Genomic DNA, 19,265 nt, shown 5'->3' on the forward strand with positions numbered 1-19,265 from the left:
TGAGCTGGTTTGATAGGGAATGGTACGAAGCGAATACGGGAGGAGGAATATAAAAAAGGCCCGCCTGCGAGGCGAGCCTAATATTTAGTTAGCGATTCTTACAGAGTTTCAGTAAGAAAGCTTCTCTACCAGAGATTAAACAGAGTAGTACAGTTCAAACTCAAGTGGGTGAGTTGTCATGTTCACTTTCTCTACATCTTGAGACTTAAGGTCGATGTAAGAGTCGATGAAGTCATCAGAGAATACGCCGCCAGCTGTTAGGAACTCACGGTCAGCATCTAGACACTCTAGAGCTTCTTTTAGTGAGTACGCTACTGTTGGGATTTCTGCTGCTTCTTCAGCTGGTAGGTCGTATAGATCCTTATCCATAGCTTCGCCTGGGTGGATCTTGTTCTTAATACCGTCAAGACCAGCCATTAGCATTGCTGCGTAGCATAGGTATGGGTTTGCTGCTGGGTCACCGAAACGTAGCTCGATACGACGTGCTTTAGGGCTTGGTACCACTGGGATACGGATAGAAGCAGAACGGTTACGTGCAGAGTAAGCAAGCATAACTGGAGCTTCGAAGCCTGGTACAAGACGCTTGTACGAGTTTGTCGCTGGGTTAGAGAACGCGTTGATAGCGCGAGCGTGCTTGATAACACCACCGATGTAGTAAAGTGCTGTTTCAGATAGACCGCCGTACTTGTCACCAGCAAATAGGTTAACACCGTCTTTTGCTAGAGATTGGTGAACGTGCATACCAGAACCGTTATCACCTACAAGTGGCTTAGGCATGAATGTCGCTGTTTTACCAAATGCGTGAGCAACGTTGTGTACAACGTATTTGTAGATTTGAGTTTCGTCAGCTTTCGTTGTTAGCGTGTTGAAGCGAGTTGCGATTTCGTTTTGACCCGCAGTTGCTACTTCGTGGTGGTGCGCTTCAACAACTAGGCCCATCTCTTCCATTACTAGACACATTGCAGAACGGATGTCTTGAGATGAATCAACTGGAGCTACTGGGAAGTAACCGCCTTTAACGCCTGGACGGTGACCTTTGTTACCACCTTCTACGTCAGAACCTGTGTTCCATGCAGCTTCGATGTCGTCGATCTTGAAGAAAGAACCAGACATGTCAGTTGCAAATTTAACGTCGTCGAATAGGAAGAACTCTGGCTCAGGACCGATTAGAACTGTGTCTGCGATACCTGTAGAGCGCATGTACTCTTCAGAACGTTTTGCGATAGAGCGTGGGTCACGGTCGTAGCCTTGCATTGTTGCAGGCTCAAGGATGTCACAACGGATGTTTAGCGTTGCATCTTCCGTGAATGGGTCAAGAACAGCAGATGATGCGTCTGGCATCATTACCATGTCAGATTCGTTGATGCCTTTCCAACCAGCTACAGAAGAGCCGTCAAACATCTTACCTTCTTCAAAGAAGTCTGCGTCAACTTGGTGAGCAGGTAGAGAGATATGTTGCTCTTTACCTTTAGTATCTGTAAAGCGTAGGTCTACAAATTTAACTTCGTTCTCTTGGATCAGCGATAGTACGTTTTCTACTGACATCTTGGATAACCTCCAGTGTTATTAATTTGGTTTGTGCTCGATTCGGTCGAAACTAGCATTGATTAATGTCTTTCGGTGCATTAATCGATGCTGTTTTAACTAAAGCTAAAAGCGTGCCAAAAAAATTAATCCATTAATTTCAAGGGTTTAGTTTGTTTGTGTTTTTCTTGGTGCGTTTCTTTGCACCAAAATGATCATGCGATGCACGATTGTGGTGCAACTGTTTGGTTGTGCACCATAATGAGTCACAAACGAGTACCATTCAGCAACGATTTGCATGGGTTGTCAATCCACTTTTTCATTTTACGAAGAGATTTCACGAGCTTGGCCGGGGTAAATAGAAGGCAGAGCCATTTCGAATTGAGGGCGCCTGATGGCCGGTTATTTATCGGGAATAAACGCCTGTGGAAAAAGGCTTTGGTTCAGATCACATATTTCTGGGGTTTTTGCTAGAATCTGGTATATTATTGACCGTTTTTTTAATCAAGCTAGTGGCACTTACCCTGATTGTAGAGGTGATGTGCGGCTACTTTTATGAGTGAATCGAGAATCCATGTCTACTCCACAGATTGATAAGTTAAGAAATATCGCGATTATCGCGCACGTTGACCACGGTAAAACAACGCTGGTTGATAAACTGCTACAACAATCAGGCACACTAGAATCTCGTGGTGAGACTGAAGAGCGCGTAATGGACTCGAATGACATCGAGAAAGAGCGTGGCATTACCATCCTTGCTAAGAACACAGCAATCGACTGGAACGATCACCGCATCAACATCGTAGATACTCCGGGACACGCGGACTTCGGTGGTGAAGTAGAGCGTATCATGTCGATGGTTGACTCTGTGCTACTGATCGTTGACGCAGTAGATGGCCCAATGCCTCAAACTCGTTTCGTAACGCAAAAAGCATTCGCACACGGTCTTAAGCCAATCGTTGTAATCAACAAGATTGACCGCCCAGGCGCGCGTCCTGATTGGGTTATGGATCAAGTATTCGACCTATTCGACAACCTAGGTGCTTCTGATGAACAGCTAGACTTCAAAGTAGTTTACGCTTCAGCACTTAACGGTTGGGCTTCTCTAGAAGAAGGCGAAACTGGCGAAGACATGGAACCACTATTCCAAACTATCGTTGAAGAAGTAGCAGCACCACAAGTTGACCTAGACGGTCCACTACAGATGCAAGTTTCTCAACTAGACTACAGCTCTTACGTTGGTGTTATCGGTGTTGCTCGTGTAACTCGTGGTTCTGTTAAACCAAACCAGCAAGTAACTATCGTAAGCGCAGACGGTAAAACTCGTAACGGCAAAGTTGGCACAGTAATGGGCTACCTTGGTCTTGAGCGTCACGAAGTTGAACAAGCGAACGCAGGTGACATCATCGCGATCACTGGTCTTGGTGAGCTAAAAATCTCTGACACTATCTGTGCACAAAACGCAGTAGAAGCGCTTCCAGCACTGTCTGTAGATGAGCCAACAGTAACAATGACGTTCCAAGTAAACACGTCTCCATTCGCTGGTAAAGAAGGTAAGTTCGTAACTTCACGTAACATCCTTGAGCGTCTAGAGAAAGAACTGGTACACAACGTTGCACTACGTGTTGAACAAACAGACGATCCAGACAAATTCCGCGTATCAGGTCGTGGTGAACTTCACCTATCTATCCTGATCGAAAACATGCGTCGTGAAGGCTTCGAGCTAGCAGTATCTCGTCCAGAAGTAATCATCAAAGAAGAAGATGGTCAACTAATGGAACCGTTCGAAACTGTAACTATCGACGTTATGGAAGAGCACCAAGGCGGCATCATGGAGAACATCGGCCTACGTAAAGGTGAGCTGACTGACATGTCTCCAGACGGTAAAGGTCGTGTACGTATGGACTTCGTTATGCCATCTCGTGGCCTAATCGGTTTCCAAACTGAGTTCATGACTCTAACTTCAGGTTCTGGTCTTCTTTACCATACATTCGATCACTACGGTCCACACAAAGGCGGTGAAATCGGCCAGCGTGTTAACGGTGTACTAATCTCTAACGGTATGGGTAAAGCGCTAACTAACGCACTATTCAACCTACAAGAGCGTGGTCGCATGTTCATCGGTCACGGTGTTGAAGTATACGAAGGTATGGTTGTTGGTATCCACAGCCGTGACAACGACCTAACAGTTAACGTACTGAAAGGTAAGCAGCTAACCAACGTTCGTGCATCTGGTACTGATGACGCACAGGTTCTTACTCCGCCAATCATCATGACTCTTGAGCAAGCTCTAGAATTCATCGATGACGACGAGCTAGTAGAAGTAACACCTGAAAGCATCCGTATCCGTAAGAAGTTCCTAACGGAATCGGATCGTAAGCGTGCTTCACGTGCAGCGAAATAATCAGATTTAACTGATTGAATTTAAAAAGCCCCGAGTAGCGATGCTGCTCGGGGCTTTTGTTTTGTATGAGGGTAGATGCGAGTATGCGGGATGAGAGATACGAAGAGCACGTACCATTTCAGTTTATTGAGTCGTTATTCCAGAACCGAGAGACGAGGTGTCTGGAATCTTTCTTCTACGGTATTGAAGAGATTCCCTATCATGCTCGTGCTTCGCTGTAGGGAATGACGGTGTTTGTTTAGATGCGAGTAAGCGAGATACGGGATGCGAAGAGCGCGTACCATTTCAATTCATCGGATCGTCATTCCAGAACTGAGGAACGAAATATCTGGAATCTAGTTTTTGATTCCTAGATGACTTTCAATGAAATGAACACGCTCTTCTACCGCCATAAACGGCACCTCAATCACTTTATATCCGAGTTGCTGATAGAGTGCGACTAGGCTGTCATGAATCTCTAGGGCACCCTCAAACGGATAAGGGCGCACCTGATCTTGTACGTAGATACTTGCTTCTGGGCGACACAAGAACACTTGAGGGTGGTAACCCTGACTAGCCTTTAGATACTGCTCATCAATCTCTAGCTCTGCTTGAGATAAATAGCCACAGATATCAGGCACGGCGCGGTCGAGAAACGCGATTGAGTGCTGGTTAGCCTGTGCCTTCTGCTGACTCATTACTTCTAAACAGAGTGCAGCAAAGCCGGGCAAGTTGACCCAAGGCAATATGCCACCCTCAAGTTGGCTCTGCTCTTCAATCAAAGTGCGAGAGGCCTCGGCAAAGGTGGCGTAGTGGTGTGATGCCAGCGCGTTGATTAAGGTCGTCTTGCCCGCGCCAGGTCCACCACTAATGATGATAGGTTGCATTAAGTTGTTCTATTTACTTCTGGTTTAGCTGAGCAAGAAACTTATCTGACTCAGCAATCGCTTCATTCATCTGTTTGATTGCAAAGGCGATATCTTTCTCTAGGCTCATGAACTCACCTTGCAACGAACCGACCGCACTCGCATTTAGGTTATGCTTAAGATAGAGCGTGTTGTCGCGCAGTGTGTTGAGTACTGGATCCATTTTCTTCTCTGCACGCTTCATTGCTGAAAGCATGGTTTGATAAGAGGACTTGGTTTCTCGCAGCTTTTGCTCACTTGAGCGGCGCAGCGAAGCGCTGGTGTAGAGGTCGAGTTCATCTTGCCACTCGGCGAATAGGGTATCCGAGACATCTTCGATTGCAGAGATGCGGTCACTGACATTCTGTGCTGCCTTTTCGCTGTCTTGATACTTGTCGTTGATCTTGTTGTACATATCTTCAAGGTCACCGCCGTTGAAGTTGGTTAGGCTGCTAAGCGCTTCTAGAGCGCTGGTGAACTCTTCTTGAGCATCTTGCTGTGACTCTTTGGCATCTTCTACACGGTCGACCATAATGTCACGCTTGTGGTAGCCCACTTGCTCCATGGCGGAGTAATACGCCGACTGACATCCCGTTAGGGTAAAAATAGATAGCACTAAGGCGAGAAAATAAGGCATCCTTGGTTCCTATATACAAATAATCAACATTATTAGGACTATGAACGAGTTACATGGGAGTTACAAGTTGAAGATCCAAAAGACAACCGAACTCGGACTCGCGTTCTCGCATTACCTGATGGCGCGAATGAAACACGATAGAGTGAACGTGAATGCGGGCTATTTGGCTTACATCACTTTGCTATCAATAGTGCCTATGTTGGCGGTATTGCTGTCGATACTCTCTTCCTTCTCTGTGTTTGCTGATGTTGGGGTGGTGATTCAGAAATTCATCATCAATAACTTTGTGCCTGCCTCTGGAGATGCGGTTCACAACGCTTTGCAGGAGTTCGTTGCTAATACCGGCAAGATGACGGCTGTTGGTAGTGGATTCCTGTTTATTGCAGCGATGATGCTGATCTCGAACATCGATAAGAACCTTAACTATATTTGGCGAGTGAAAGCAAAGCGTCGTCCAGTTCATTCGTTCTCTATGTATTGGATGGTGTTAACTCTGGGGCCAATTCTGGTGGGTGCAAGTATTGCTGCGACGTCTTACGTGACTTCGCTTACCCTGCTGCAAAACGAGACCGTCTCTGGGCTGTATAACTTTGTGATTCGCAAGCTGCCATTAATCCTATCTTTCTTCACTTTTTTTGGCTTGTACTTGCTGGTCCCAAATAAAAAGGTCAACTTCTCACATGCGGCGGCGGGGTCGCTGGTGGCTGCTCTTCTGTTTGAACTGAGTAAAAAAGGCTTCGCGGCTTACATCACCCAGTTTCCCTCTTATCAATTAATCTATGGTGCACTGGCTGCGATTCCGATTCTGTTTGTCTGGGTTTACTTGTGCTGGTTGATCGTTCTGGTGGGAGCTGAGGTAACGGCGGCACTTGGCGAGCGTGAACAGTGGAGTGAGGCGAAAGAAATGGTACACTCTACCGATAATCAAGAAGTTCCAGAACAAGGAAATCACAGTGATAGCACTGATTCAAAGAGTAAGTGAAGCTGCCGTTCGTGTAGATGGTGAGGTAGTTGGCGAAATCGATAAAGGCTTATTGGTGTTGCTAGGTGTAGAAAGAGACGACGACGAAGCTAAAGCTAAACGTTTGATGGAAAAGGTGACGACTTATCGTGTCTTCGGGGATGAAGAGGATAAGATGAACCTTAACGTGAAGCAGGTTGATGGCAAAGTCTTGGTTGTTTCTCAGTTCACGCTACCGGCAGACACCAAAAAAGGCACGCGCGCGGGATTCTCTCGCGGTGCACACCCTGCCGATGCTGAGCGTCTTTATGAATACTTCGCGGATCAATGTGCTGCTGTACTGCCAACGGAACGTGGCCGATTTGCAGCAGATATGAAGGTTTCTCTGGTCAATGATGGCCCTGTGACCTTCTGGCTACAGGTTTAAGCTTAAAGGAATAAGCATGTTTAAACTCATTACTCCGACCACGGAGAATCAACTCAATAAGTATTATCACTTTCGCTGGCAGATGCTGCGCGAGCCTTGGCGCATGCCGGTTGGTTCGGAACGTGATGAATATGATGGTATGAGTCATCACCGAATGATTGTCGATGGTCGTGGTCGACCGATGGCAATTGGACGTCTGTATATCACCCCAGATCTCGAAGGTCAGATCCGCTATATGGCGGTGAAGAACTCACGCCGCAGTAAGGGCATGGGCTCTCTTATCTTGGTTGCACTGGAATCTCTAGCTCGCCAAGAGGGCGCGAAGCGCTTAGTGTGTAATGCGCGTGAAGACGCGATCTCATTCTATGAGAAGAACAGCTTTGAGCGTCGTGGTGAGATTAACGACCAGCGTGGTCCGGTGCGTCACCAGCAGATGGTAAAACATCTTGACCCAATGGCAGACGTATTGCGCAAACCTGAATGGTGTAATGAGCTACAGCAACGCTGGGAACATCAGATCCCTATCAGTGACAAGATGGGCATCAAGATAAACCAATACACAGGTTATCAGTTTGAGTGTAGCGCTCAGCTTAACCCTAACCTCAATCCTCACAACACTATGTTTGCGGGCTCGGCGTTTACTCTGGCGACACTGACGGGGTGGGGTATGACGTGGCTGCTGATGAAAGAGCGTGGCCTGACAGGTGATATCGTGTTGGCTGACAGCAACATTCGCTATCGTCACCCAGTTGAGCAGAATCCTGTGGCTTCAACCTCTCTAGATGGAATCAGTGGCGACTTAGACCGACTCGCATCGGGGCGCAAGGCGCGAATTATTATACATGTGACGATTCACAGTGGTGATGTGGCGGCGGTTGAGTTCACGGGAACCTACATGCTGATCCCAGACTATAAAAAGGTTCTTAATTCCACACAAAATGTCTCGGAATAATGCATTCTAATCTCGCAAACAACGTCACTCTTTTGAGTGGCGTTTTTATTGGCAGGTTTCTTTGTGCACGAGCTGCGCTTGGGTGATTAAACCAGAAACTTCGTAGCATTCACTCGACAGCGTAAGCGTTAAACTGTGCGTCTGTGGTGTCACGAGATCAAGCTCTCCAGCGACTTCACCAGTCAGTGTTACTGGCTGTGGTTGGTCGCCTTGTCGTGTTGCACCAATAATGTGCAACGACGGTAATGATAGGTGGCCGCGGTTTAAGTCGGCTTTGATATCTGCGATCTCGAAGTTCACTATCTTGGATTGCACGGCTTCATTTTCTGGGGGCTGATTAGCTTTGGCGTCGTTAGAAACAAAGTTAATCACGCCATTACGAATACTGCCCTCAAGGCTTGCTGTAGCTGAATGTCTGAGCATAAGGCCATCGCCTGCTAAACCAGATGCTTGCAGCTCAAACTCGCCGATACCAGAGGCATCAAAAGGTAACGCCAAGTAAGGAATGAAGGGCGACAATGGAACACCATCGGCACTGATGGTTGCTTGCCATGGCTTGCTAATTTGATTGAAGTCGACCGTGGCTTGAGCCTCAATGTAACCTTGTTTCAGTGGGGCAAACAGTCGCTTAAGTCGCCATTGACCTTGGTGGCTGCTCATTTCAACCACGGGCTGAGCAGACAAAATGCTCTGATAGCTCGCGTCATTGGCACTGGCACTCAGTTCACCTTCCCACAGTCCCCATTTGCCTTGCTCTATCAAGGTCAGCCCTTGTCCCTCTATGTGTAATCCAGAGACCTGCCAATATGGCTGGTTAGCTAACTGAATGCGTTGGCTTCTCTCAACATTGAGCTGCGAGATCGAGAGGGAATCAACTTCTTGTAGCCAAGGTTGCAATATTTCAAGCGGCGCTCTCTCTTCTGTTGATTCTGTCACCCACTTTACGCCGCGGACATCCAGCTCTTGGAGCTTGATAGAGCGAGGTCCTATTTGACCATTGAGTTGAACACTGCCTTGCTGCCATTGGCTGTAAAAGTCATTAATCTCGATCTGATCGTTTTGTAGCGTCAGTTTTAGGTTGGGCTCAATCCACTGCTCGTCTTTCAGAGAAAGGCTCTCAGCTTGCAGTGAGAAGTAACCCTGTTGTTGCTGCCATATCTTAAAAGGCAATTTGATGTTTTCAAATGATGCACTGAAGGCCGCGAGATGACCATCTTGCCACGCGATGTCACTTTTCAGGATATCTAGGCTATTGATATGGCTGATGTTGAAGTTTGGAATCTGCCATTCTGATTTCAGCAACTGTTGAGTTTGCTTCTGACTAAGATGCAGACTATCGATGGTGACGTTAATCAGAGACCATCCGCTTGGGTATTGCTCTGCCTGCCCTGAGATTTTAGCGCCACGCCAGTCGAACGATGCACCATAGAGAGTGCTGTCATGCGTTTTTAGGTCGAGGTCGATAAGGAAGTTATCTAGGGCCTCGTTTTGCCAAAAGATCTGTCCCGCCTTGAGCTGAACTTTTCCGTTGGGTAATAACTGCTGTGAGTTCGCCCAATCTGGGTTCGCGATTTGAATATCAAGGTCGCGAGCACTGAATTCTGGTGTTGAAAAGTCGAGATTGTTGATTGCGAGTTGATGAAGCTTAACTTGTGGCTGAGTGAGCTGCGTCTTTAGTAAGTCTAACTCTTCGGATTGCCACTGAACGCCACTGATGAGCAGTGAGTCGAGCTCTAGCTGCGCCGTGAAAAAACTATTGGGACTGAGCCAAAGTTGCAGTTTATCGATATAGAGTGGTTCGAACTCATCATCGATTGAGCCAGAAGTAATGCCTTGCAGCGTCAGTTGGTAAGGCGCCTGATAATCGACGTCTTCGACTGTGATAGGGTGAGATATCGAGTGCTTGAGTAGGAAATTAGCGATATCAGTGCGGTACTGGGTCTGCAAGCCAAGCAGCAGTGTTGCGACAGCTGCGACGAGGACAGACAATACAATCCCAACCACCATGATGACTCTTTTCATTCCTAGCGCACCTTCCATTTCTTCGTTGCTCAAAATAGAGTGGAACAAAATAGGCGCTGCGGCAACAAAAAAGCCCCTCAAAAGAGGGGCTTGCTACAAAAATATCGTTTTTAAGAGGGTGTTAGCCTTATGGCTTTGCCCTCAGAGCAGAGTGAACAATTAGTCCAGTTGTGGGCCTGCAGAAACAAGCGCCTTACCTTCATCGTTGTCGGTGTACTTATCGAAGTTGTTGATAAAGCGTTCCGCAAGGTCTTTCGCTTTGCTTTCCCACTGTAGTGGATCCGTGTAAGTATCACGTGGGTCTAGGATTGTTGGGTCAACATCGTGCAGTGCTAGTGGTACTTCTAGGTTAAACATAGGGATAACCTTAGTTTCTGCATCGTCGATTGAGCCATCTAGGATCGCGTCGATGATACCGCGAGTATCTTGGATAGAGATACGCTTACCGCTGCCGTTCCAACCTGTGTTTACTAGGTACGCTTCTGCGCCAGCCGCTTCCATACGCTTCACTAGTACTTCTGCGTATTGAGTTGGGTGTAGAGTTAGGAACGCTGCGCCAAACGCTGCAGAGAACGTTGGAGTTGGCTCAGTGATACCACGCTCAGTACCTGCTAGTTTCGCTGTGAAACCAGATAGGAAGTGGTACTTCGTTTGCTCTGGAGTCAGCTTAGAAACTGGTGGTAGAACGCCAAATGCATCCGCAGTCAGGAAGATAACCTTCTTCGCGTGGCCTGCTTTTGAAACTGGCTTAACGATATTATCGATGTGGTGGATCGGGTAAGAAACACGTGTGTTTTCTGTTTTAGAGCCGTCATCAAAGTCGATAGAGCCATCACCACGTACTGTTACGTTTTCTAGTAGAGCATCGCGGCGGATTGCGTTGTAGATCTCTGGTTCTGCTTCTTTCGATAGGCGAATGGTCTTCGCGTAACAGCCACCTTCGAAGTTGAAGATACCGTCGTCATCCCAACCGTGCTCATCGTCACCGATAAGTTGACGTTTAGGGTCTGTAGATAGCGTTGTTTTACCTGTGCCTGATAGGCCGAAGAATACCGCTACATCGCCTTTCTCGCCAACGTTCGCACTACAGTGCATAGAAGCGATGCCTTGCAGTGGAAGCAGGTAGTTCATCATTGCGAACATGCCTTTCTTCATCTCACCGCCGTACCAAGTACCACCGATGATTTGTACACGCTCAGTCAGGTTGAACGCCACAAAGTTTTCAGAGTTTAGGCCGTGTTCTTGCCATTTCGGGTTAGTTGTTTTCGCGCCGTTCATTACAACGAAGTCTGGTTCAAATGTTGCCAGCTCTTCTTCGGTAGGGCGGATAAACATGTTCTTAACGAAGTGCGCTTGCCATGCTACTTCAGTGATAATACGTACGCTCAGACGCGTATCAGGGTTAGCACCACAGTAACCGTCAATTACAAATAGGCGTTTGCCAGATAGCTGTGTAGTCACGAGTTCTTTAAGGTCGTTCCACACTTCAGTTGTAATCGGTTTGTTATCATTCTTACCTTGATCCGACCACCACATAGTGTCGCGAGTCGTATCGTCTTTAACAATGTACTTATCTTTTGGTGAGCGGCCAGTAAAGATACCAGTGTCAACAGCAACAGAACCCAGTTCGGTAACTACGCCTTTTTCGTAGCCTTCTAAGCCTGGAAGAGTTTCTTCCACGAACAGCTGCTCATAACTTGGGTTGCGCAGTACTTCAGTTACGCCAGTAAGTCCGTGTTTAGTAAGATCAATTTGTGCAGCCTTTGTATGTTCCATAACGGTCATAGGTGCTCCTTGTAGGATATTTTGTAGGGATTTTGTATTAATTTTTTGTTGTTATCTGCTCACCATGCTAGCAACGAGACATGGGGGAAACAGGGATATAGCTCAAAAATTATCCATATTTTCCATGGGGTTTTAAGTGTCTCGTCACATATTGGCCCAACTAGTCTATCCTGTACGCAAACCTTTGCGCTAGGGGCTTGAACATTATTAATTGATTAAAATTAAGCAGTGATTTTATTACGAGATGTTACGAGATTTGCGCTAATTTGATCACAAAAAAGGCCAGCTTTGCGCTGACCTTTTTGGTTTAAATTACGTGTTTTTAGAACGGCGTAAATTAATGAACCGTATTGTTGCCTTTATCTGCCGCTTCTGCGAACAGAGCATCAACATCGTTCTTGTCGAAAGCGTAGCTTGTGCCACAGTAATCACAGTGAAGAGCAACGCTACCTTCAGTGCTGATGATGCTGTAAATCTCTTCTTGAGCCACAGTAATGATAGCTGCGCCACTGCGTTCACGTGAACAACCACAGAAGAACTCAACCGGTTGTGGTGTAAACAGTTGTACTTTCTCTTGGTTGTACAGGCGGTATAGAAGTTCGTTCGCTTCTAGAGAGAACAGTTCTTCATTTTTTACCGTTGCGGTTAGCTGCTCTAGATGTTCAAAGTCATCTGGCGTACCTGTACCGTCTGGCATTACTTGTAGAAGCATACCTGCTGCATGTGGTTTGCCTTCGTGCTCACCCGTACGTAGCCATAGGCGTGTTTTAAGCTGCTCAGAGTTTGCGAAGTAGCCTTCCAGTACGTCTGCTAGCGTGTCGCCTTCTAGTGCTACGATACCTTGATAACGCTCACCCTTCTTAGGATCGATAGTGATCACTAGGTAGCCTTTACCCATTAGATCATGCAGGCCAGCATCATCAGCGATATCGCCTTCGAAGCGTGCTACACCACGGATCTTCTGGTCGTGATCACCATTGATTACTGCTAGAGATACCGGGCCGTCACCTTGCAGTTGAATAGTGATAGAGCCTTCAAACTTTAGAGTCGCAGTAAGAAGAGTCGTTGAAACTAATAGCTCACCAAGAAGCTTTTGAATAGCCGCCGGGTATTCCTTGCTAGAAATAATTTGTTGGTACGCTTCGTCCAGTTGTACCAATTCACCACGTACCGATAGGTCTTCAAATAGGTAGCGATTTAAAACATTGTTTGCCATTTGGCGGTTCCTTCTAGCTTATTGATGCTTGAACTTGATGATGTCACGACGTTGCTTTTTGTCAGGACGACGTTCAGGGCTTGGGTTATGTGCATGTAATTTACGCTGTTGGGCGTGTGCTTCACGCTTTGCCAAGCTTTCTTTCGTTTCGGTATAAAGGGTTTGAGCTTCTGGAGCTCCACGGCGCTGATCGGAAATTTTATCGATCGTGACCGTCTTTTCTTCATTGCCTTGACGCAGTGAAATCACTGCCCCAAGTTCTACGATTTTGCTTGGTTTGCTGCGTTGACCATTATAGTGGACTTTACCACCATCGACCATATTGCGAGCAATAGAACGAGTTTTGTAAAAGCGTGCTGCCCACAACCATTTATCTAGTCTGACAGCTTCATTAGCGGTTTTCATATGGCGCTGTGCCCTTAAAGTGAAAAAATGAATGTGGTTTAACTGAGTAAAATCAGTTCGCAACTTGTCATAGATGATGCTTATCACATTTGGTAGAAGCTAAAGTGGTGGCAAATGTGTTTTTTTTCAAGGCATACTGCAAAATAGCTCACGTTATGATTTTTTATGCGTCGGCTATGATATAGTTTTGGATCCTATGTCAAATGAGTAGTTGGCGTAGCATTTATGTACAAAAAAGCTGAGAGCTTAATGATTTAGCGCTCTCATCTTCACAAAAGGGTTTAGGCAAGTGAAGTTATTGGAGCTCAAAAATCGCATGGGAAATTCTCCCTTGTTGAGCCGATTAATAGAGAATGGATTTGTATTTCAGCAAAAGCTGAGCCTGATAACTTGCTGTGTATTGATTGCCATTTCTGCATGGATACTAGGTCAGTTGGCTTGGTTGATTGAACCAGCAGAGCAGTCTGTTACGCCATGGAAAGCGCAAGCCTCGTCATCTTCTCGACCGCAATCTACGCTCGATATTTCCTCTCTCCAGAAGAGTAATCTTTTTGGTGAGTATAACGCTGAAACGCCAAAAGTGGTTGAACAGCCAGTTATCCAAGATGCTCCTAAGACGCGACTTAATCTTGTATTGGTGGGTGCTGTTGCTAGCTCAGACGCGCAGCGCAGCCTAGCGGTGATTGCCAACCGTGGTAAACAAGCGACTTATGGTATCAATGAAGAGATCGAAGGGACACGCGCCAAACTTAAAGCGGTGCTGATTGATCGCGTGATCATTGATAACTCCGGCCGTGACGAGACCTTGATGTTAGAGGGCCTCGAATACAAACGTTTATCGGTTTCTGCGCCAGCGAAGCCTCGTGCTTCGTCATCAGTGCGTGGTAATAACCCAGGATCAGCCGAAGAGAAGCTTGAAGAGATTAAAGCGAAGATCACCAAAGACCCGCAACAAATCTTCCAATATGTGCGTCTTTCGCAAGTAAAACGCGACGGCAATGTGATTGGCTATCGCGTCAGTCCTGGAAAAGATCCCGAACTTTTTAAATCTGTTGGGCTCCAAAGTGGAGACATCGCGACTCAGCTTAATGGACAAGACCTGACCGATCCGGCTGCTATGGGCAGTATTTTCCGCTCTATTTCTGATTTGACCGAACTTAACTTAGTGGTTGAAAGAGACGGGCAGCAGCATGACATTTTTATCGAATTTTAGAACATTTCGCTACCGAAAGGCGAGAGTGTAGGAGTAGTACGTGAAGCATTGGTTTAAGAAAAGTGCATGGTTACTAGCAGGAAGCTTAATCTGCACACCAGCAGCCATCGCTAATGATTTTAGTGCCAGCTTTAAAGGCACTGATATTCAAGAGTTTATTAATATTGTTGGCCGTAACCTAGAGAAGACGATCATCGTTGATCCATCGGTGCGCGGTAAGATTGATGTACGTAGCTATGACGTACTCAATGAAGAGCAGTATTACAGCTTCTTCCTCAATGTTCTGGAAGTTTACGGCTACGCCGTGGTTGAGATGGAATCGGGCGTTCTAAAGATCATCAAAGCTAAAGATTCTAAGACGTCTGCGATTCCTGTGGTTGGCGATCGTGAAAACATTCAAGGCGATAGCGTGGTCACTCGCGTTGTGACGGTTCGTAATGTTTCTGTTCGTGAGCTTTCACCACTGCTACGTCAACTGAATGACAACGCTGGTGCGGGTAACGTAGTGCACTACGACCCAGCCAATATTATCCTAATCACGGGCCGTGCTGCGGTTGTGAACCGTCTTGCTGAGATCATCAAGCGTGTTGACCAAGCGGGTGATAAAGAGATTGAAGTCGTAGAGCTGAAAAACGCTTCTGCTGCTGAAATGGTGCGTATCGTTGATGCCCTTAATAAAACCACTGATGCGAAAAATACGCCTGCATTCCTACAGCCTAAGTTGGTAGCGGACGAGCGTACTAATGCTATCCTGATTTCCGGTGACCCTAAGGTTCGTAGTCGCTTAAGAAAGCTGATTGAACAGCTCGACGTTGAGATGGCAACCAAAGGCAACAACCAAGTTATCTACCTTAAGTATGCGAAAGCGGAAGACTTAGTTGATGTGCTTAAGGGCGTGTCAGACAACCTGCAATCAGAGAAACAGAGCTCAAGTAAGAACCGCAGCAGCAATCGTAACCAAGTAATGATTTCTGCGCACGCAGAGACCAACTCCTTGGTCATCACCGCGCAGCCAGATATCATGAATGCGCTGCAAGATGTGATTGCTCAGCTGGATATTCGTCGTGCTCAAGTTCTGATTGAAGCACTGATCGTTGAGATGGGTGAGGGTGATGGCGTTAACCTTGGCGTACAATGGGGTAACCTCGATACTGGTGCGATGATCCAATATGGCAATACTGGGGCATCTATTGGTCAGGTCATGGTTGGCTTAGAAGAAGCGAAAGACTCTGAAGAAACCACAACCGTAACTGATGAAAACGGTAACGTAACTGGCTTCAACACAGTGACTAAAGAAGGTGACTACTCGACTCTAGCTTCAGCATTAGCAGGCGTTAACGGTGCTGCGGTAAGCGTTGTAATGGGTGACTGGACGGCACTAATCAGTGCGGTTGCGACCGACTCGAACTCGAACATCCTATCTTCTCCAAGCATTACCGTTATGGACAACGGCGAAGCCTCTTTCATTGTTGGTGAAGAAGTGCCGGTACTGACGGGTTCAACTGCGGGTTCAAGTAACGACAACCCATTCCAAACCGTTGATCGTAAAGAAGTTGGTATCAAGTTAAAAGTGGTTCCTCAGATCAACGAAGGCGACTCTGTTCAACTAAACATTGAGCAAGAAGTGTCTAACGTATTAGGCGCAAACGGTGCTGTTGACGTACGTTTTGCTAAGCGTCAGCTGAACACTTCTGTGATTGTCCAAGACGGCCAAATGCTCGTGCTTGGTGGTCTGATTGATGAGCGTGCACTAGAGAGCGAATCTAAAGTACCGCTACTGGGTGATATTCCAGTGCTTGGCCACCTATTTAAATCAACCAGCACTCAGGTTGATAAGCGTAATCTGATGGTATTCATCAAGCCGACCATTATTCGTGATGGTATGACAGCGGATGGCATTACTCAGCGTAAATACAACTTCATTCGTGCTGAGCAACTGTTTAAAGCGGAGCAGGGCTTGAAGCTACTGGATGACGACAATATTCCAGTACTGCCTAAGTTTGGTGAGAGCTTTAACCACCCTGCAGAAATTCAAGCGTTCATCGATCAAATGGAAGAGCAATAATGGCAGAGATGGTTGAGCCTGTTCGCAGCTTTCAGCGTTTGCCATTCAGCTTTGCAAACCGCTACAAGATGGTGCTCGAGTATCAACACCCAGAGCGCCCGCCAGTTCTTTACTATGTAGAACCTCTTAAAGCCGCGGCGATCCTAGAGGTGAGCCGCGTGATGAAAAGTGGCTTTACTCCACAAGCGATTGTCTCTGATGAGTTTGAGAAAAAGCTGACTGAAGCTTATCAACGTGACTCATCGGAAGCGCGTCAATTGATGGAAGACATCGGCGCTGATAACGACGACTTCTTCTCGCTAGCCGAAGAGCTGCCGCAAGATGAAGACCTGTTGGAATCAGAAGACGATGCGCCAATCATCAAGCTTATTAACGCGATGTTGGGTGAAGCAATCAAAGAGGGCGCTTCGGATATCCATATCGAAACCTTTGAGAAATCACTCTCTATCCGTTTCCGTATTGATGGCGTGTTGCGTGATGTATTAGCGCCAAGCCGCAAACTGGCACCTCTGCTAGTATCGCGTGTGAAGGTTATGGCTAAGCTCGATATCGCAGAAAAGCGTGTGCCACAAGATGGCCGTATTTCACTGCGTATCGGTGGTCGTGCTGTGGATGTCCGTGTATCGACCATGCCGTCGTCACACGGTGAGCGTGTGGTAATGCGTCTACTTGATAAGAATGCCACACGTCTTGATCTGCATAGCTTAGGCATGACAGCGCAAAACCACGAGAACTTCCGCAAACTGATTCAGCGTCCGCACGGCATTATCTTGGTAACCGGTCCTACAGGCTCTGGTAAATCCACGACCTTGTATGCAGGCTTGCAAGAGCTAAACAGCAACGAGCGCAATATTCTGACGGTAGAAGATCCGATAGAATTTGATATCGATGGTATTGGCCAAACTCAGGTAAACCCTAAGGTTGATATGACCTTTGCTCGTGGCCTAAGGGCGATTCTTCGTCAAGACCCAGACGTAGTAATGATTGGTGAGATCCGTGACTTAGAAACAGCAGAGATTGCGGTTCAGGCATCTTTGACGGGTCACTTGGTAATGTCGACCCTCCACACCAACACGGCGGTCGGTGCGATTACTCGTCTGCGTGACATGGGTATCGAACCTTTCCTAATCTCTTCATCGCTACTTGGCGTTTTGGCGCAGCGACTGGTTCGTACTCTGTGTAACGACTGTAAAGAGCCGTATGAAGCGGACAAAGAGACCAAAAAGCTGTTTGATTTGAAAAAGAAAGACAGCTTGACGCTTTACCATGCCAAAGGGTGTGAAGCGTGTAATCATAAAGGTTATCGCGGCCGTACTGGTATTCATGAACTGCTAATGGTCGATGAGTCGGTGCAAGAGTTGATTCACAGCGAAGCCGGTGAACAAGCGATTGAGAAAGCGATTCGCAGCACTACGCCAAGTATTCGTGATGATGGCCTAGCCAAGGTTCGTCAGGGCATCACTTCACTAGAAGAAGTGATGCGCGTGACCAAGGAAGTCTAGTATGGCGGCATTTGAATATAAGGCACTGGATGCGAAAGGCAAAACGAAGAAAGGCTCGATAGAGGCAGACAACGCGCGTCAAGCTCGTCAGCGTCTTAAAGAGCAGGGCTTGATGCCTGTTGAAATGGCTGAAGCCAAAGCGAAAAGCAGCAAGGGTGGCAGTGCGCCTTCGACTAGCTTTAAGCGTGGTATCAGTACGCCCGATCTTGCTTTGATTACGCGACAGATTTCGACTTTGGTTCAGTCTGGCATGCCGCTCGAAGAGTGTTTGAAAGCAGTAGCGGAACAGTCTGAAAAGCCGCGTATTCGCACCATGCTGTTGGCCGTTCGCTCTAAAGTGACGGAAGGCTACACCTTAGCTGACAGTCTTGCTGATTATCCTCATATCTTCGATGAGCTGTTTCGTGCCATGGTGGCCGCTGGTGAAAAATCCGGTCACCTAGATGCAGTTTTAGAGCGCTTGGCTGATTACGCTGAAAACCGTCAAAAGATGCGCTCTAAGCTGATGCAAGCGATGATCTATCCGGTGGTGCTGGTGGTCTTTGCGGTGACGATAGTCTCTTTCTTGCTAGCGACCGTAGTACCTAAGATTGTTGAACCTATCATTCAGATGGGTCAAGAGCTGCCTCAATCAACACAACTTCTGTTGGCCTCGAGTGAGTTCATTCAGAATTGGGGTATTCAGCTATTCCTTTTGATTGTTGGCTTTGTTGTCTTGGTGAAAACAGCACTCAAGAAGCCGTCGATTCGTCTGAGCTGGGATAGAAAACTTCTGAGTATCCCTCTGATTGGCAAGATTGCTAAAGGGATCAATACCTCACGCTTTGCGCGCACTCTATCTATCTGTACTTCAAGTGCGATACCTATCCTCGAAGGGATGAAGGTAGCGGTGGATGTTATGTCGAACCACCATGTAAAGCAGCAGGTCCTGCAGGCTTCAGACAATGTACGTGAAGGCGCGAGCCTTAGAAAAGCGCTCGATCAAACTAAGCTTTTCCCGCCAATGATGCTGCATATGATTGCCAGTGGTGAGCAAAGTGGCCAGTTAGAGCAGATGTTGACCCGCGCAGCTGATAACCAAGATCAGAGCTTTGAGTCTACGGTCAACATTGCTTTAGGTATCTTTACCCCAGCTTTGATAGCACTGATGGCGGGTTTGGTGTTGTTTATCGTCATGGCGACTTTGATGCCAATGCTGGAAATGAATAATTTAATGAGCGGGTAACCTCGCTGGTTTAACCTATTAGTTTTAGATTCTAGTTTTAGTT

15 protein-coding genes are annotated in these 19,265 nt (G+C 46.9%); 8 read left to right on the forward strand and 7 right to left on the reverse strand.

Annotated elements, in window-relative coordinates; genetic code table 11:
* Positions 1–135: 135 nt before the first annotated feature.
* Entirely contained in the window at positions 136–1,545 is a 1,410-nt protein-coding gene (gene glnA / locus FIV04_RS00455) for a glutamate--ammonia ligase (protein ID WP_032551090.1), read from the reverse strand.
* A 553-nt stretch (positions 1,546–2,098) separates the two neighbouring features.
* Here glnA and typA point away from each other — a divergent pair.
* Positions 2,099–3,928, forward strand: a complete 1,830-nt coding sequence (typA, locus tag FIV04_RS00460; protein WP_032551091.1) for a translational GTPase TypA — start codon at positions 2,099–2,101, stop codon at positions 3,926–3,928.
* A 335-nt stretch (positions 3,929–4,263) separates the two neighbouring features.
* Here typA and FIV04_RS00465 read toward each other — a convergent pair whose 3' ends face one another.
* Together FIV04_RS00465 and FIV04_RS00470 are read right to left on the reverse strand one after the other, a co-directional pair.
* Positions 4,264–4,794 carry an AAA family ATPase gene (locus FIV04_RS00465; RefSeq protein WP_152467949.1) on the reverse strand — a complete coding sequence of 177 codons (531 nt, stop codon included), beginning with the start codon at positions 4,792–4,794 and terminating at the stop codon, positions 4,264–4,266.
* A gap of 13 nt (positions 4,795–4,807) precedes the next feature.
* Complete coding sequence (locus FIV04_RS00470) at positions 4,808–5,449, reverse strand: DUF2959 domain-containing protein (protein ID WP_152467950.1); 642 nt, start codon at positions 5,447–5,449, stop codon at positions 4,808–4,810.
* A 40-nt stretch (positions 5,450–5,489) separates the two neighbouring features.
* Here FIV04_RS00470 and FIV04_RS00475 point away from each other — a divergent pair, with 40 nt between their 5' ends.
* The 3 genes from FIV04_RS00475 to FIV04_RS00485 are packed head-to-tail and all read left to right on the forward strand — an operon-like array spanning position 5,490 to position 7,789.
* Entirely contained in the window at positions 5,490–6,431 is a 942-nt protein-coding gene (locus FIV04_RS00475; protein WP_152467951.1) for a virulence factor BrkB family protein, read from the forward strand.
* The gene (gene dtd, locus FIV04_RS00480; protein ID WP_152467952.1) at positions 6,403–6,837 is read left to right on the forward strand and encodes a D-aminoacyl-tRNA deacylase; all 435 of its coding nucleotides are present in this window, start codon (positions 6,403–6,405) and stop codon (positions 6,835–6,837) included. Before FIV04_RS00475 ends, dtd begins: the two co-directional genes overlap by 29 nt.
* A 16-nt stretch (positions 6,838–6,853) precedes the next feature.
* Complete coding sequence (locus FIV04_RS00485; protein ID WP_152467953.1) at positions 6,854–7,789, forward strand: bifunctional GNAT family N-acetyltransferase/hotdog fold thioesterase; 936 nt, start codon at positions 6,854–6,856, stop codon at positions 7,787–7,789.
* Positions 7,790–7,834: 45 nt separating this feature from the next.
* On the opposite strand, the gene FIV04_RS00490 is transcribed toward FIV04_RS00485, so the two are convergent.
* From FIV04_RS00490 to hslR, 4 genes are all read right to left on the reverse strand, one after another.
* Entirely contained in the window at positions 7,835–9,811 is a 1,977-nt protein-coding gene (locus FIV04_RS00490; protein WP_152467954.1) for an AsmA family protein, read from the reverse strand.
* 159 nt (positions 9,812–9,970) lie between these two features.
* Complete coding sequence (gene pckA / locus FIV04_RS00495) at positions 9,971–11,596, reverse strand: phosphoenolpyruvate carboxykinase (ATP) (RefSeq protein WP_032551101.1); 1,626 nt, start codon at positions 11,594–11,596, stop codon at positions 9,971–9,973.
* A gap of 337 nt (positions 11,597–11,933) precedes the next feature.
* Positions 11,934–12,812, reverse strand: coding sequence for an Hsp33 family molecular chaperone HslO (hslO, locus tag FIV04_RS00500; RefSeq protein ID WP_150870509.1), 879 nt, complete (start codon positions 12,810–12,812; stop codon positions 11,934–11,936).
* An 18-nt stretch (positions 12,813–12,830) separates the two neighbouring features.
* A complete protein-coding gene (gene hslR, locus FIV04_RS00505; RefSeq protein WP_032551104.1) occupies positions 12,831–13,217 on the reverse strand; it encodes a ribosome-associated heat shock protein Hsp15 in 387 nt (128 codons plus the stop codon).
* 316 nt (positions 13,218–13,533) lie between these two features.
* Here hslR and gspC point away from each other — a divergent pair, with 316 nt between their 5' ends.
* From gspC to gspF, 4 genes are read left to right on the forward strand one after another with little or no spacing between them, the layout of a single operon-like run.
* Complete coding sequence (gspC, locus tag FIV04_RS00510; protein ID WP_150896086.1) at positions 13,534–14,430, forward strand: type II secretion system protein GspC; 897 nt, start codon at positions 13,534–13,536, stop codon at positions 14,428–14,430.
* 40 nt (positions 14,431–14,470) lie between these two features.
* A complete protein-coding gene (gene gspD, locus FIV04_RS00515; RefSeq protein ID WP_152467955.1) occupies positions 14,471–16,495 on the forward strand; it encodes a type II secretion system secretin GspD in 2,025 nt (674 codons plus the stop codon).
* Complete coding sequence (gene gspE, locus FIV04_RS00520; protein ID WP_032551107.1) at positions 16,495–17,997, forward strand: type II secretion system ATPase GspE; 1,503 nt, start codon at positions 16,495–16,497, stop codon at positions 17,995–17,997. Before gspD ends, gspE begins: the two co-directional genes overlap by 1 nt.
* 1 nt (position 17,998) lies before the next feature.
* Complete coding sequence (gene gspF / locus FIV04_RS00525; protein ID WP_152467956.1) at positions 17,999–19,222, forward strand: type II secretion system inner membrane protein GspF; 1,224 nt, start codon at positions 17,999–18,001, stop codon at positions 19,220–19,222.
* Positions 19,223–19,265: the final 43 nt, after the last annotated feature.

This window comes from Vibrio sp. THAF190c (assembly GCF_009363355.1).
Taxonomy (GTDB): Bacteria; Pseudomonadota; Gammaproteobacteria; order Enterobacterales; family Vibrionaceae; genus Vibrio; species Vibrio fortis_A.

Bases quoted from the DNA above. Each gene is read 5' to 3' on its own strand.
- glnA (WP_032551090.1), bottom strand. From the start codon at position 1,545: ATGTCAGTAGAAAACGTACTATCGCTGATCCAAGAGAACGAAGTTAAA.
- typA (WP_032551091.1), top strand. From the start codon at position 2,099: ATGTCTACTCCACAGATTGATAAGTTAAGAAATATCGCGATTATCGCG.
- FIV04_RS00465 (WP_152467949.1), bottom strand. From the start codon at position 4,794: ATGCAACCTATCATCATTAGTGGTGGACCTGGCGCGGGCAAGACGACC.
- FIV04_RS00470 (WP_152467950.1), bottom strand. From the start codon at position 5,449: ATGCCTTATTTTCTCGCCTTAGTGCTATCTATTTTTACCCTAACGGGA.
- FIV04_RS00475 (WP_152467951.1), top strand. From the start codon at position 5,490: ATGAACGAGTTACATGGGAGTTACAAGTTGAAGATCCAAAAGACAACC.
- FIV04_RS00485 (WP_152467953.1), top strand. From the start codon at position 6,854: ATGTTTAAACTCATTACTCCGACCACGGAGAATCAACTCAATAAGTAT.
- FIV04_RS00490 (WP_152467954.1), bottom strand. From the start codon at position 9,811: ATGAAAAGAGTCATCATGGTGGTTGGGATTGTATTGTCTGTCCTCGTC.
- pckA (WP_032551101.1), bottom strand. From the start codon at position 11,596: ATGACCGTTATGGAACATACAAAGGCTGCACAAATTGATCTTACTAAA.
- hslO (WP_150870509.1), bottom strand. From the start codon at position 12,812: ATGGCAAACAATGTTTTAAATCGCTACCTATTTGAAGACCTATCGGTA.
- hslR (WP_032551104.1), bottom strand. From the start codon at position 13,217: ATGAAAACCGCTAATGAAGCTGTCAGACTAGATAAATGGTTGTGGGCA.
- gspC (WP_150896086.1), top strand. From the start codon at position 13,534: ATGGGAAATTCTCCCTTGTTGAGCCGATTAATAGAGAATGGATTTGTA.
- gspE (WP_032551107.1), top strand. From the start codon at position 16,495: ATGGCAGAGATGGTTGAGCCTGTTCGCAGCTTTCAGCGTTTGCCATTC.
- gspF (WP_152467956.1), top strand. From the start codon at position 17,999: ATGGCGGCATTTGAATATAAGGCACTGGATGCGAAAGGCAAAACGAAG.